This is a genomic window from Anaeromyxobacter sp. K, assembly GCF_000020805.1.
Classification (GTDB): domain Bacteria; phylum Myxococcota; class Myxococcia; order Myxococcales; family Anaeromyxobacteraceae; genus Anaeromyxobacter; species Anaeromyxobacter dehalogenans.
In genome coordinates this window covers 3,636,995-3,650,433 of the sequence record NC_011145.1, presented here as the reverse complement: position 1 = coordinate 3,650,433, position 13,439 = coordinate 3,636,995, and the positions used below count along the sequence as shown (strand labels likewise).

The window sequence follows — 13,439 nt, the reverse complement described above, 5'->3', positions numbered from 1 at the left end:
GCTCACCCGCGCGGCTTGCCCTCGACGTAGCCGCCCGCGGTCTGCACGCCCACCACCGCCTTGCGGTGGAACTCGGGCACCGACGCCGCGCCGGCGTAGGTGAACGCCGACTGCACCCCGGTGATCACGTCCACCAGGATCGCGCCCACGCTCTCCCGGCCCTCGCGGATGTAGATGCGCGAGGTGGAGATGCCCTCGCGGAAGAAGCCCTTCTTCGCGCGCTCGAACGGATCGATGCCGGCGGTGCGATCGCTCACCGCGCGCGCGCTCGCCATGCCGTAGTTCTCCTTGTACGGGCGCCCCTCGCGATCCTCCTTCACGTCGCCGGGGCTCTCGTACGTGCCGGCGAGCGCCGTCCCGATCATGACGCGCGAGGCGCCCGCCGCGAGGTACAGCGCCACGTCGCGCGGATCGCGGACGCCGCCGTCGGCCCACACGTGCCGCCCGCGCCGGTGCGCCTCGCGGGCGCACGCGAGCACGGAGGTGAACGTCGGGCGCCCGGCGCCGGTCTGCATGCGCGTGGTGCACATCGCGCCCGGGCCCACGTTCACCTTGACCACGTCCGCGCCCGCGTCGAGCAGGTCCCGGGTGCCCTCCGGCGTGCACACGTTCCCCGCCACGAGCGGCAGCCGGTCGCCGATGGCCCGCCGCACCTCGCGGATCGCCTCGAGCATGCGGCGCTGGTGCCCGTGCGCGGTGTCGAGCACGATCGCCGCGACGCCCAGCTCGGCGAGCCGCGCGGCCGAGGTGGCGGCGTCGGCGGAGATCCCCACCGCGGCGGCGACCATGAGCCGGCCGGCGGGGTCGAGCGCCGGCGCGAGCAGCTCCAGGCGCACGGCGTCGTCGCGGGTGAGGACGCCGACCAGCCGGCCCGCGCCGTCCACCACCGGCGCGGCCTTCACCCGCTGCTCCTCCATCCGCAGGAACGCCTCGCGGTTCGGCGTGCCCGCCGGGAGGGTCACGAGGCGCGACGACATGAACGACGCGGCCGGCGAGTACTGGTCCTGGTCGCGCAGGTCGGCGTGCGTCACGATGCCGACCGGGCGGCGCTCGTCGTCCACCACCACCACCATGTCGTGCGCGCGCTTCCGGATGATGCCCTGCACGTCGCGCAGCGTGGCGCGGGGCGAGACGGAGAGGGGCGTGTCGTGGCGCGGGTCCACGGACCGGATGTGCTGGATGATCCGCGCCGCGGTGTCGAGGCTCATGTCCTGCGGCAGGACGCCGAGCCCGCCCAGCCGCGCCATGGTCTCGGCCATCCGCTTGCCGGTGACCGCGTTCATGTTGGCCGAGACCACCGGGTGCGAGCCGCCCGCGAAGTCCACCGGCCGGAGGTCCACCTCCAGCCGCGAGCCGCCGTCGAAGTAGCTGGGGACGAGGAACACGTCCTCGAGCGACAGCTCGAGCGCCTCGTCGTGCTCCGGGTGGAGGAAGCGCATCTCCACCGGATAAGCCGGACGGGCGGGCCGTGCCCAGTCCCAGGCGGACGGAGCGGGCACGGTGGCGGTCGGTCGCACCCTCGCGCGCCGTCCGCGCGGGCACGCTGTCCCGCGCGTCGCGGACCGGACCCCCGACTCGCGAGTGCCGGCGGACCCGCCGCGCCGCGGGCGCCGGGCTCGCGAGCGCGCGGGGCGCAGACCGCACGGCAGGCGCGGAATTTCGCGCGGCGTGCGGCCATCGGCGGTCCCGCGCGCCGCGGCGCACCCTGCGGCGGGGGTGGTGGCGCGGCGACCCCCCGCCGCCGGGCCAAACCTGCGTCATCTCGCGCGGTGGCGGGCGGTACGCTCCGTGCTCTGGCGGCGATCGATGACCGCACGATCCCCGCTGCCACGGCCGGCGCTCGCCTGCCTCGCGGGCGCCTGGCTGCTCGCCGGCCCGGCCTGCGCCGCGTCGCGCACCGCGGCCGCGGTCGCGCCTGCGGGGCATCCCGCGCGCCCGCGCGTGGAGCTGCTCGCGCCCTGCGCCGCCGCCGACCGCGACGGCGTACCGTGCACCCACCGTCACGCCGTGCTGGAGGTGAGCTACTGATGCCGGAGTCCGTCGTCGTGAGCTTCGGTCACGTCCATGGCGCTCGCGCGCGCGAGGTGACGGGTGCGCTCGCCACCGTCCTCTCGCTGGTGCGCGACGACCTGGAGGGCTGCGAGGCGGGGTTCCGCCGCGACTCGCAGGGCCTGCTGGCGGTCGTGCGGCTCGACGCGCCGAAGCCGGCGGCCGCGGTGGCGCGGCTGGCGTTCTGGTGCGCGCGGGCGGGCGGCGTGGCGCTGTCCCTCTCGCAGGCCACCGCGTCCACCCGGGCCAACGTCGTCGACGCGCTCGGCGCCAGCGACGCACGGGTCTCGCTCGGGCAGGACCGCGTCGCCGAAGGGGTGACGGTGCTCGCCGCCGCTGCCGGGCTGGACGAGCCGGTCGAGCCGCCGGGGCCGCTGCCGGTGCTGGTGCTGTCCCTGGGCGGTCCGGGATGGGAGGCGATGACCTACGACCCTGCGAGACGCCGGCTGTTCGTCCCGAGCCCGCTCTCGCCTCCGCTGGGCGACCGCTTCGTGCTGCGCCTCGAGGGAGCGCCGGGCGAGGAGTTCACCTGCTCCGGGACGGTGCGCACGGTGGCGGTGGGCGATCCGTACCAGCCGCGGGACGCGGCGCCGGCGGGGTTCGTGGTCGCGGTGGAGGAGGGGCGGGGGCTGCACGCCTGCCTGGCCGAAGCGTGCCCGCCGCGCGCCGACGGGGGCCGACGGTCCGCGCCGCGCCTCCGCGTGGGCGGCCGCACCCGCCTGACCACCCCGGCTTCCGCGGTCGAGGCGCGCTTCGAGGACGTGTCCCACGGCGGCGCGTTCGTGAGCACGGACGCCCCGGTGGTCCCGGGCACGCCCATCCGCCTCGACCTGTCGACGCCGCATGGCGAGCGGCTGGGCCTGGCGGCGACCGTGGTCCATGGGCGTGCCGGAGGCGTGGGCGTCGAGTTCGGCGCGGGACGGGCCGCGCGCGCGGTGCTGGACGCGGCCGTCACCGGGCTCACCGCGGCGAGGCCGCGCGCGCTGGTGGTCGACGACGACGCGCTCGCGCGCGCGATGCTCTCCGAGGCGCTCGCCGGTCGCGGCTTCGAGGTGGTGACGGAGCGCGACGCGATGGCCGGGCTGCTGAGGCTGGCGGAGGAGATCTTCAGCCTCGACGTCCTCGTCACCGACGTGGTGATGCCGGAGGTGGACGGCGGGGAGCTGGTGCGGCGCATCCGCCACGTGGGCGGCGAGCGGGATCTGCCGATCGTGGCGGTCACGGGGAGCGAGGACCCCGCGCTGGCGGCGCGCCTCCGGGCCAGCGGCGCCGACGAGGTGCTCGCGAAGCGGATCGGCCCCGACGGGATCGCCGACGCGGTGGTGAAGCTGCATCGGGACGTCCGGGCCGGCCGGGCCGGGAGCCCCGAGCCGGCGCGCGCCTGCCGCTGAGCGCCGCGCCATCCGGCCGCACTCGCCGCCAGGGCGGTTGACGCCCGGCGGCCAGCCGCCTAGAAGAGACCCGTGACCGATCGTGTCCTCTAGCCCGAGTCGTCGCGCGCCGCGCTCCCGCGAGCGCCCGCGCGACCCGTGCGCCTCCGACGCGTCCGCCCGTGCGGCGCGACGTCGGCGCGTCCGTCCGCTCGTGCATTCGAGGTCCAATCGTGTCCACCCTCGCAGCTCTCGGCTGGGGTCCGTACTTCTCGGCGCAGCTCTCCTCTGAAGAAGCCTCCACTCTCCTCGTCGGCCGCGTCGTCGCGGACCGCGGCCGCCGGCTGCGGGTCCGCTTCGAGGCGGGCGACCGGCTGGCGATCGTCCCCGGCCACCTGCTCGGCGCCGATCCGGCGCCCGTCGCAGGCGACTTCGTGCTCGCCGCGCCCGGCGAGCCGCCGGTGATCGCGCGCGTGCTGGAGCGGCGCTCGGCGCTGTCGCGCAACGCCGCCGGCCGCGCCACCGTCGAGCAGGTGCTCGCGGCCAACGTGGACGTCGTGCTCGTCGTCCAGGGCCTGGACGAGGGCGCCCACCCGCGCCGCCTGGAGCGCACGCTCGCCGCGGTGCACGCGAGCGGCGCCGAGCCCGCGGTGGTCCTCACCAAGGCCGACCTGGTCCCCGACCTCGGGGAGGCGCTCGCCGAGGCGCGGTCGGCCGCGGCGGGCGCGCCGGTGCTGGTCGCGTCCGGCTTGAGCGGCGAGGGCCTGGACGCGCTGGCCGGCCTGGTGGGGCCGGGGCGGACGGCGGTGTTCGTCGGCCCCTCCGGCGCGGGGAAGTCCACCCTCGTGAACGCGCTGCTCGGGCGCGCCGAGCAGCCGGTGGGCGCCGTCCGGGCGCGCGACGCGCGCGGCCGCCACACCACCACCGCGCGGCGCCTGTTCGAGATCCCCGGCGGCGGCAGCGTCATCGACGGCCCCGGCATCCGGGAGCTCCGGCTGTGGGACGCCGGCGGGCTCGCCGCGGCGTTCGACGACGTGGCCGCGCTCGCCGCCGGGTGCCGGTTCCGGGACTGCAGCCACGCCGGTGAGCCCGGCTGCGCGGTGGCGGCCGCGGTGGAGGCGGGCGGGCTCGACGCCGGACGGCTCGAGAGCCTGCGCAAGCTGGAGCGCGAGGCGGCGCTCCAGGAGGCCCGCCGCGGCGGCGCCGCGGCGCGGGCCGAGAAGCAGCGCTGGCGGACCATCAAGAAGGCCCAGCGGCGGATGTACCGCGACCGCGAGCGCGGGTGAGCGAGGCGCCCCGGCCGCCGGCGGCGCGCGCGGCCGGGGCGCTCGCCTCGTGAGGACGGCGTCGCGGAGCGCCGCCTAGACCAGCGGGTGCCCCCCGTCCACGCGGAGCACGGTCCCGGTGGTGAACCCGTTCTCCATCAGGAACGCGGCGGCGTGGGCGACGTCCTCCGGCCGGCCGATGCGACGGGCGGGGAGCCGCTCGGCCATCGCCGCGAACGTCGCCGCCTTTCCGTCGCCCGCGACGGCGTCCCAGATCTCGGTGTCCACCCAGCCCGGCGAGAGCGCGTTCACCCGCAGCGGGGCGAGCTCCAGCGCCGCGGCGCGCACGAACGCCGCCAGCGCGCCGTTCACCGCGGCGATCATCGAGCCCCGCGGCATGGGGCGATCGGCGGCGATCCCGGTCGTGAACGTGAGGGAGCCGCCCGGCCGCAGCCTGGGCGCCCCGTGCTTCGCGAGCAGCAGGGCGCCGAGCAGCTTCGAGTCCACCACCGCGCGGGCCGCCTCGAGGTCGAACGCGGCGATGGGCGGGTACGCGGGCACGACCGCCGTCGCGACCACGTGGTCGGCGGCCGGGACCTCCCGGAACAGCCGCACCACCTCGTCCTCGCGCCGGACGTCGGCCGCGACGGCCCGCGCCCTCGCGCCGGCGCCGAGCCCACCGAGCGCCCGCGCCAGGCGCTCCCGGGAGCGCCCCGCCAGCACCACCTCGGCGCCGCGCGCCAGCGCCTCCCGCGCCACGGCGAGGCCGATGCCCGACCCACCGCCCACCACCACCACCGTGCGATCCTTCAGCCCACCCGGCGTCGTCGTCATGCGCGCATCCCTAGCCCGCGCCGCGGCGCGGATCCACGGGACGATCCGGTATGCTTCGTCCCATGGAAGAGATGATCGATCCGGGCGACCTGCGGCTCTTCGTGGCGGTGGCCCGGCAGTCGAGCTTCGTGGGCGCGTCCCGGCGCACCGGCGTCCCCACCAGCACCGTGAGCCGGGCGGTGGCGCGCCTGGAGGAGCGGCTCGGGGTGCGCCTGCTGCACCGCACCTCGCGGCGCGTCTCGGCCACCGACGAGGGCGCCCGGCTGCTCGCGCGCGCGGCGCCGCTCGTCGCTGGCCCCCGGCATCGCCCTGCACGTGGCCCGGCTGCTCGCGCGCGCGGCGCCGCTGCTGGACCAGCTCCGGGACCTGCTCGAGGACGCGACCGAGCGCGACGAGGAGCCCGCCGGCCGGCTGCGGGTGACCGCGCCGGTGGTGACCGGCGCGGAGCGGGTGGGCCGGACGCTCATCGCGTACGCGGCCGCCCACCCGCGCGTCACCGTGGACCTGCGGCTCACCAACTCGGTGCTGAGCCTGGTGGAGGAGGCGCTCGACCTCGCGTTCCGCGTCGGTCCGGTCGCCGAGGCCGACGTGGTGGCCCGGCGGCTCTGGGCGATCCCTTACGCGCTCGCCGCCTCGCCCGCGCTGGTCGCGCGCGCGCTCGGGGGCCGTCGGCGGGTGGACGCGGCGAGGCTGGCCCGGGCGCCGGCGGTGGTGACGCACCCGGGCCGGCCGTGGCGCTTCCGGGGCGCGGACGGGGCGGTGCGGGAGCTGAGGCCGAACGAGCGCTTCGCGGCGAGCGACCCGCGCGTCGCGGTCGAGGCGGCGCTGGCGGGGCTCGGCGTGGTGCGCGCGCCGGCCGAGATGGTCGCCGCCGCCCGCGGCCTGGTGCCGCTGGAGTGCGCGCTGGGGGAGCCGGAGGGCCGGGAGCTGTTCGCGGTGTACCCCTCGCGCCGTCTCGTGCCCCGGCGGGTGCGCGACGCGATCGACTGGGTGCGGCGCGCGGGGCCGGGCGGAGCGGAGGGCCCGCGGCGCCGGCACCCGCACCTGTCGGGCTGAGCGGCTCAGCGCCCGCGAGCGGGCTCCACCCGCCGCAGCTTGTCCGGGTTGAGCACCGCGTAGAACGCGGTCACGCGCTCGCCGTCGGTCGCGAACGAGGTGGTCGAGAACGGCCGGCCGTCGAGGGTGGTGAGGATGGCGGGCTCGCCGTTGATCCACACCAGCTCGCGCCGCGTCCGGCCGGCGCCCTTGCGGGCCACGTTCAGCATGAACCGGACGATGCGCGCGCTGCCGCGGAGCCCGCGCGCGACGTGGACCTTGCCTCCGCCGTCGGAGGTCCAGGTGGCGTCGTCGGACACGAGCGCGAGCAGCGCCTGCTCGTCGGCCGCGGCCAGCCGGTCCAGGAGGCGAGCCACCAGCCGGTGCTTGGCCTCGAGCGGCACCTCGAACCGCGGCCGCCCCTCGCGCACCCGCAGCCGCGCCCGGTGCACCACCTGGCGGCAGGCCTCCTCGCTCCGGTCCAGCACCCGGGCGATCTCCGCGTAGCCGGCGCCGAACACGTCGCGGAGCAGCAGCGCGGCGCGCTCGTCCGGCGAGAGCCGCTCGAGCAGCACCAGGAACGCCATGGACAGGTCGGAGGCCAGCTCGGAGCGCGCGTCGGCGGGAGGCGCGGCGCCGGTGACGAGCGGCTCGGGCAACCAGTCGCCCACGTAGCGCTTCCGCTCGCCGCTCGCCTGGCGCAGCCGATCGACCGCGAGCCGGCTCGTGACCGCCACCAGCCAGGCCTCGGGGTTCTGCACCGCCGCGACGTCCGCCTCGTGCCAGCGCAGGTAGGCGGTCTGCAGCACGTCCTCCGCGTCCGGGACGGTGCCGAGCATGCGGTAGGCGATGCCGAACAGGCGGGGGCGGAGGCGCTCGAACGCCGAGCTCCGCTCCGCGGGGAGCCCAGGGGTGGTGGCGGAGGGGGTCATCATGGGGTCGAGACGATCGGGGTGACGGTGCCGTGACCGCGATGCCGTCGCCCGGTCCGATCGGGGCGTCACGGGCCGGCCGGTCACGGGCCGGCGGCGCGCCCGTCTTGCCGGTCATGACCCACGAACATCGAGGAGAGGCCATGCAGCCGAGGATCGATCACGGGAAGGTCGCACCGGGGGCCCTGCGGGCGATGTACGCGCTCGAGCAGTACGTGCGGGGCTCGGGGCTGGACCTGACCCTGTATCACCTGGTGAAGCTCCGGGCGTCGTACCTGAACGGCTGCGCGTTCTGCGTGGACATGCACACCAAGGAGGCCCGCGCGCACGGCGAGACCGAGCAGCGGCTGTACGCGGTGCCGGTCTGGCGGGAGACCCCGTTCTTCACGCCGCGCGAGCGCGCCGCGCTCGCCTGGACCGAGACCGTCACGCTCATCGGCCAGACCGGCGTGCCGGACGAGGCGTTCGAGGCGGCGCGGCAGGAGTTCGAGGAGGCGGAGCTGGTGAACCTCACCATGGCGATCGTCGCCATCAACGGGTGGAACCGCCTGGCCGTCTCGTTCCGCGCGCCCGTCGGCACGTACCAGGTCGGCGCGAACCGTGCCCCCGCGGAGCCCGCGGCGCAACGAGCCTAGGGCTGCTGCACCGCCCGCGGACCCCGGGCCACGACGGCCCGGGGTCCCGGCGACGCGCGGACGCTCAGGGCGCCAGCTCGACCGCGATCCCGTCGTCTCCCTGCGGCACGAGCGTGTCCTCGCCCACGACGATCGTGCCGCCGAACGTGCCGCCCACCGTGACCTCGTGGTCGGCGCCGTACGAGAGCGCCTGCGCGCGCGTGGAGCCGCACTGGCCGTTGGTCGGCACGGTGCGCGTCCAGAGCGGCGTGTTGGCGAGGTCGAACGTGCGGACGGTCACGGCCAGGCAGCTGGTCGGGTTGCCCGCGACCGCCGCGCGCCCGGTGGGGTCCACGCCCAGGAGCGCCGGCCAGAGCCGCTCCACGCCGCGGGCCCAGCGCGGCTTCCCGTCGGCCTCCAGCACCGCCAACACCAGCCCGCCGTTGTCCACGGTCGAGTCGCCCCAGGTGACCGTGCCGGCCCGGTCGGCGAGCAGCACGAGCGTCCCCTTGCTGGTGGTCCCGATGCCGCTGAAGTAGCCGAGGGTCGCGGACTGGACCGACCACTGGAACTTGCCGTCGGTCCCGAGCTTCACCACCTGCGCCGTCCAGGTGCCGGAGGCGGGCGCCGGCGCGCCGTCCACGAGGCCGCTCGAGGAGTGGCCGGCGACGTAGGCCTCGCCGGTCGGCGCGAGCGAGATCGCGTCCACCCACTGCGACGCCTTCGACCAGAGCGGCTTGCCCTCCCAGGAGTACTTCTCGACCACCGGCGCGTACGTCTGGCGCGGGGAACGGAACAGGAGCGCCGAGCCGGAGTCGTCGGACGCGAGCTGGTTCACGCTCGACCCGGCCAGCGACACGGTCCAGACGTGGCGCCCATCGGGACCGAGCTTCACCAGGGCCGAGTCCTGGATCGCGCCGCCGCCGAGGTCGATGCCCGGGCGGCCGGTGCAGTCGCCCCAGCACTGCGGGTCGATCGCGAGCAGCACGTTGCCGAGGCGCGTGACCGCCATGCGGAACACCGGCCAGCCGGCGTAGGTGAAGGTCTTCGACCACACCGCCTTGCCGTCGTGGTCCCGCTTCTCCAGGCGCAGCGTGCCGCCGCCCGGCCCGGCCTCGTCGATGGTGGTGGAGAGCAGGACGCGCGAACCCTGCTCGTCCGCGCCGACCGCGGCGTACACGTCCGGCCCGGGGGTGCTCACGGTGGCGTACCAGCGCACCGTCGGGGCGGGCGCGGGCACCGCGCAGACGTTCTGGTTCCCGCCGCCACCGCACGTCTGGCCCTCGGGGCAGGCGCCGCAGTCGAGCGTGCCGCCGCAGGCGTCCTCGATGCGGCCGCAGTCCTTCCCCTGGGCGGCGCAGGTGGTCGGCGTGCAGGGCGCGGGGCCGCAGGTGTTCGAGGCGGTGCAGACCTTCCCGCTGCCGCACGCGCCGCAGTCGAGCGTGCCGCCGCAGCCGTCGGGGATGGTGCCGCAGGTCTTGCCCTCCTTCGCGCAGGTGGTGCGGGTGCAGCCCGCCGCCGGCGTCCCGCAGACGTTGGGCGTCCCAGCACCGCCGCAGACCTGGCCCTGCGGGCAGCTCCCACACTCCAGCCGCCCGCCGCAGCCGTCGTCCACCTGGCCGCAGTTCTTCCCCAGGGACTGGCAGGTGGCCGGGTGGCACGCCGGCGCGCCGCAGGCGTTCGCCGTCCCGCCGCCACCGCAGGTCTGGCCCTCGGGGCACCCGCCGCACTGGAGGAACCCGCCGCAGCCGTCGCTCACCTGGCCGCAGGACGCGCCCGCCGCCGCGCAATCCGCGGGCGTGCACGTCTCCCGCTTCCCGCCGCCGGAGGAGCCGCAGCCCAGCCACGCCACCACCCCGAGGACGATCCCCGCCGCCCGCAAGCTCGCGCGTCCCACGGCCGCCTCCCCGACCGCGCGCATGGCGCGATCGCCCCGGCGTCAAGGTGCCGTCTCGGGGAGCGCCGAGGCGACGCCCCACGCGGCGCACCCCTACACGGCGATGTGGGCGGGCGTTTACGACCCGTGACGGTCGTTCGCGCATCGCCCCGCTCACGCTTCGATGAGAATTCCCTCCGGACGGTGTCGATCCAGCGAGGCGCCGATCGTCGCGACGAGGAGCGGCGGGATGGGCGCCGACACGCACGTCCAGGGGCGAGCGCCCCGGACCCGACAGGTGAGGAGCACACAATGGAGCTGACGACGGACATCGGTGGGCGGAACACGGCGGGCGCGGAGCGGGTGCAGTCGGGCGCGACCTCGAGGACCGCGGTGTGGACCGGTCGCGTGCTGAGCGGCCTCGCCATCGCGTTCCTCGCGGTCGACGCCATGGGGAAGCTGATGCGGGCGGCGCCGGTGCTGGAGGGCTCGCAGCAGCTCGGGTTCCCGCTCGACACCGTCGTCGGGATCGGCACGACGCTGCTCGCCTGCGTGGCGCTGTACGCCGTCCCGCGCACCGCGGCGCTCGGCGCGATCCTGCTCACCGGGTACCTGGGCGGCGCGGTCGCGACGCAGGTGCGGGTGGGGAACCCGCTGTTCAGCCACGTGCTGTTCCCCACCTACGTCGCCGCGCTGATCTGGGGCGGCCTGGTGCTGCGCGACCGCCGGCTGCTGCTGGCCCTGCTGCGGGGGCGCGCAGCCGACGGGCAGGAGGCGTCATGGGGCAGGTGATCGCGACGGATGGGACGGCCATCGCGTTCGAGCGGCAGGGCGCGCGATCGCCCGCGGTGGAGGTGGGCAGCGCCTCCGCTTCGGGCGCGGCGGGCGCCATCGCCGGGCCGGCCCTGAGCGCGGCTACGGGGTGAGCTCGGCCGGGAGGCCGAAGCGCGGGAACAGGGTGGCCGTGTCGAGGAACGCGGTCCAGGCGGCGATCCCGCCGGCCGACGGCTCCAGCACGAGGAGCGCCCAGGGGCGGTGGACGCCGGGGCCCGCGGCCCGGTACTGGCCGAACGCGGGCAGGCCGCTCGCCGCGGTGGGCAGCAGGCGCGAGCCGCGGCAGCCGGCGCCCGGCCCGGCGAGGAAGGCGGCCACCGCGTCGCGCCCGCGCAGCCAGAGCGAGAACGGCGGCATGGAGAAGCAGGCGTCCTCGCGGAGCGTCGCGGTGAGCGCCGCCACGTCGTAGCGCTCGAACGCCTCCACGTAGCGCTCGAGCAGCGCGGCCTCGGCCTGCGACAGCGCCGCGCCGGGGCCGGAGGGATCCCGCGCCGGGAGCGTCGCGCGGGCCCGCTGCAGCATGCTGTTCACGGCCGCCACGGACGTGTCGAGGTCGCCGGCGATCTCCGCGGCCGACCAGCCCAGCACGTCCGCGAGGAGCAACGCGGCCCGCTGGCGCGGCGGGAGCTGCTGGAGCGCGGCCACGAACGCGAGCCGGATGCTCTCGCGCAGGAGCACCTGCTCGGCGGGATCGACGTCGGCCGGGATCGCCTGCGCGTCGGGGATGGGCTCGATCCAGCGCTCCGCCGGGAGCGCCTCGAGCGCGTCGGCCGCGGTGCCGGCCGGCCCGAGATCCACCGGGCGGGCCCGCCGCGCCCGGTCCTCGAGCGCGTCGAGGCACACCCGGGTGGCGATCCGGTACAGCCAGGTGCGGAGCGACGAGCGTCCCTCGAAGCGCTCGAGACCGCGCCAGGCGCGCAGCAGCGTCTCCTGGACCGCGTCGTCCGCCTCGGCGGCGGAGCCCAGCATCCGGTAGCAGTGACCGGTGAGCGCCGCCCGGTGCGTCTCCAGCTGATCGACCGTGGTCATGCGACCGAGGTCATAGCGGAGGACCGGGCCGGTGCGAAGCGCCAGCGCGGCCCCCATGCGGGCGCCACCCGCCTAGCTCTGCAGGCCCGGGTGCTTGCCCGGCGCGTCGTGCACCTCGAGCCGGTTGTCGATCCGGCGGACGCCGCGCACCTGCCCGATCGCCGTGAGCAGGCCCTGGACCTCGTCCCGCAGGATCGGGCCGGCCAGCGTCACGATGCCGTCGTCGGCGTGCACCTGGATCGACCGGGCGTGGCTCACCGGGCGCCCCATGTGCGCGCGCACCCGCTCGACCAGGATGTCGTCGGGCACGCGCTCGTCCGCGTGCGCGAGCTCATGGCGCCTCCCGCGCGCCCGGTTGGCGACGTCCTTCGCGCGCCGCTCCGCCTCGCGCCTCGCCTGGCGGGCGGCCGAGGTGGCCTTGTCCCGGACCAGCGCGCGGCGGGCTGCGCCGCGGCGCGGGTCGAGCAGCGCGGCGGCGAGCGCGCCGACGGCGGCGCCCGCGAGGAAGGACGGCACGCTCCGGCTCCACGCCCGGCTCCGTCGTTCGAACCACATGGCGGTTCCTCCCGTTCCGGGGCCCGAAGCCCCAGCTACGGTACGCATCGCGCCGGGAGGTGCCGACGGAGGCGGGGTGCGGGCCGGGCGCGCGGGAGCCCGGCGCATCCGCGGGCGGACGCAGGGACGCAGCTCGAGCGTCCGCTCACCGCGAGCGCGTCAGGGCGGGCGGAGGCGGTGGGCGCGGCCCCTCACTTCACCGCGCCGACGGTGAAGCCGGCGATGAAGCGATCCAGGAACACGTTGTAGACGATCGCGATGGGCAGGCTCGCCAGCAGGCAGGCCGCCATGAGCGAACCCCAGTAGTAGACGTCGCCGCGCACCAGGTAGATGGGGACGCCCACGCTGACCGTCTGGTGCTCGGCCGAGGAGATGAAGGTGAGCGCGTAGACGAACTCCTGCGTCACCAGCGTGAACGAGAAGATCACCACCGTCAGGATCCCCGAGACCGAGATCGGGATGACGAGCTTCACGAACGCGCCGAGCCGGGTCAGCCCGTCCACCAGCGCCGCCTCCTCCAGGTCCTTGGGGATGGCCTTGAAGAAGCCCATCAGCAGCCAGATCGAGAACGGGACGGTGAACGTCGGGTAGGTGACGATGATGGCCCAGAGCGTGTCCTGCAGCCCGAGCTCCGCGACGACCCGGGACATGGGGATGAAGAGCAGGGTGGGCGGGATGAGGTAGGTGAGGAAGATGCCGATGCCGAGCTGCTGCCCCGCGGCGCCGGTGAGCCGCGCCAGCGCGTACGCGGCCGGGACCGCCAGCAGCAGCGTGATGACCACCACCGCCGCGCCGGCCAGCGTGGTGTTCCAGAACCAGCGCAGGAACAGCGTCTCGTGGAACAGGAAGCGCAGGTGGTCGAGCGTGGGCGCCGCGTTGAAGATGAACGGGTCGTGCTCGACGTCGTAGAGGTCCGAGGTCTGCTTGAACGAGGTGATCGCCATCCAGTAGAACGGGAACGCGAGCAGCGCCGCGAACCCCGCCACGATCACCCACCGGCCGATGCGGGTCCCGAGGGTCGCCTGCGTCCGGATCACGCGCGCCTC

14 protein-coding genes and 1 pseudogene are annotated in these 13,439 nt (G+C 76.3%); 8 read left to right on the top strand and 7 right to left on the bottom strand.

The window, feature by feature from the left end; all coding sequences use genetic code 11:
• Positions 1 to 2: 2 nt before the first annotated feature.
• Entirely contained in the window at positions 3 to 1,439 is a 1,437-nt protein-coding gene (locus ANAEK_RS16310) for a GuaB1 family IMP dehydrogenase-related protein (RefSeq protein ID WP_012527237.1), read from the bottom strand.
• A 367-nt stretch (positions 1,440 to 1,806) separates the two neighbouring features.
• On the opposite strand from ANAEK_RS16310, the gene ANAEK_RS16305 reads away from it, so the two are divergent.
• From ANAEK_RS16305 to rsgA, 3 genes are all read left to right on the top strand, one after another.
• A complete protein-coding gene (locus ANAEK_RS16305; protein WP_012527236.1) occupies positions 1,807 to 2,028 on the top strand; it encodes a hypothetical protein in 222 nt (73 codons plus the stop codon).
• Entirely contained in the window at positions 2,028 to 3,440 is a 1,413-nt protein-coding gene (locus tag ANAEK_RS16300; RefSeq protein WP_012527235.1) for a response regulator, read from the top strand. The genes ANAEK_RS16305 and ANAEK_RS16300 overlap by 1 nt, the downstream gene beginning before the upstream one ends.
• Before the next feature lie 212 nt (positions 3,441 to 3,652).
• Positions 3,653 to 4,705, top strand: a complete 1,053-nt coding sequence (gene rsgA / locus ANAEK_RS16295; protein WP_012527234.1) for a ribosome small subunit-dependent GTPase A — start codon at positions 3,653 to 3,655, stop codon at positions 4,703 to 4,705.
• Positions 4,706 to 4,780: 75 nt separating this feature from the next.
• On the opposite strand, the gene ANAEK_RS16290 is transcribed toward rsgA, so the two are convergent.
• Entirely contained in the window at positions 4,781 to 5,518 is a 738-nt protein-coding gene (locus ANAEK_RS16290) for an SDR family oxidoreductase (RefSeq protein WP_012527233.1), read from the bottom strand.
• A gap of 50 nt (positions 5,519 to 5,568) precedes the next feature.
• On the opposite strand from ANAEK_RS16290, the pseudogene ANAEK_RS23415 reads away from it, so the two are divergent.
• Positions 5,569 to 5,715, top strand: a pseudogene (locus ANAEK_RS23415) (LysR family transcriptional regulator); the annotation flags it as partial.
• A gap of 118 nt (positions 5,716 to 5,833) precedes the next feature.
• The gene (locus tag ANAEK_RS16285; RefSeq protein ID WP_232288243.1) at positions 5,834 to 6,574 is read left to right on the top strand and encodes a substrate binding domain-containing protein; all 741 of its coding nucleotides are present in this window, start codon (positions 5,834 to 5,836) and stop codon (positions 6,572 to 6,574) included.
• 5 nt (positions 6,575 to 6,579) lie between these two features.
• On the opposite strand, the gene sigJ is transcribed toward ANAEK_RS16285, so the two are convergent.
• Positions 6,580 to 7,488, bottom strand: coding sequence for an RNA polymerase sigma factor SigJ (gene sigJ / locus ANAEK_RS16280; protein WP_012527232.1), 909 nt, complete (start codon positions 7,486 to 7,488; stop codon positions 6,580 to 6,582).
• Positions 7,489 to 7,628: 140 nt separating this feature from the next.
• On the opposite strand from sigJ, the gene ANAEK_RS16275 reads away from it, so the two are divergent.
• The gene (locus tag ANAEK_RS16275; RefSeq protein ID WP_012527231.1) at positions 7,629 to 8,120 is read left to right on the top strand and encodes a carboxymuconolactone decarboxylase family protein; all 492 of its coding nucleotides are present in this window, start codon (positions 7,629 to 7,631) and stop codon (positions 8,118 to 8,120) included.
• 64 nt (positions 8,121 to 8,184) lie between these two features.
• On the opposite strand, the gene ANAEK_RS16270 is transcribed toward ANAEK_RS16275, so the two are convergent.
• Positions 8,185 to 9,996, bottom strand: coding sequence for a hypothetical protein (locus ANAEK_RS16270; RefSeq protein ID WP_041454245.1), 1,812 nt, complete (start codon positions 9,994 to 9,996; stop codon positions 8,185 to 8,187).
• 291 nt (positions 9,997 to 10,287) lie between these two features.
• On the opposite strand from ANAEK_RS16270, the gene ANAEK_RS16265 reads away from it, so the two are divergent.
• On the top strand, positions 10,288 to 10,767 hold the full coding sequence (locus ANAEK_RS16265; protein WP_012527229.1) for a DoxX family protein: 480 nt from the start codon (positions 10,288 to 10,290) through the stop codon (positions 10,765 to 10,767).
• The gene (locus ANAEK_RS23170) at positions 10,755 to 10,901 is read left to right on the top strand and encodes a hypothetical protein (RefSeq protein WP_012527228.1); all 147 of its coding nucleotides are present in this window, start codon (positions 10,755 to 10,757) and stop codon (positions 10,899 to 10,901) included. Before ANAEK_RS16265 ends, ANAEK_RS23170 begins: the two co-directional genes overlap by 13 nt.
• Here ANAEK_RS23170 and ANAEK_RS16260 read toward each other — a convergent pair.
• The 3 genes from ANAEK_RS16260 to ANAEK_RS16245 form a co-directional block, all read right to left on the bottom strand.
• Positions 10,891 to 11,838 carry a sigma-70 family RNA polymerase sigma factor gene (locus ANAEK_RS16260; protein ID WP_049778402.1) on the bottom strand — a complete coding sequence of 316 codons (948 nt, stop codon included), beginning with the start codon at positions 11,836 to 11,838 and terminating at the stop codon, positions 10,891 to 10,893. The two genes, ANAEK_RS23170 and ANAEK_RS16260, sit on opposite strands and share 11 nt — an antisense overlap.
• A 72-nt stretch (positions 11,839 to 11,910) precedes the next feature.
• Complete coding sequence (locus ANAEK_RS16255) at positions 11,911 to 12,393, bottom strand: BON domain-containing protein (RefSeq protein WP_012527226.1); 483 nt, start codon at positions 12,391 to 12,393, stop codon at positions 11,911 to 11,913.
• Between the two features lie 191 nt (positions 12,394 to 12,584).
• On the bottom strand, positions 12,585 to 13,430 hold the full coding sequence (locus tag ANAEK_RS16245; RefSeq protein WP_012527225.1) for a carbohydrate ABC transporter permease: 846 nt from the start codon (positions 13,428 to 13,430) through the stop codon (positions 12,585 to 12,587).
• Positions 13,431 to 13,439 lie beyond the last annotated feature (9 nt).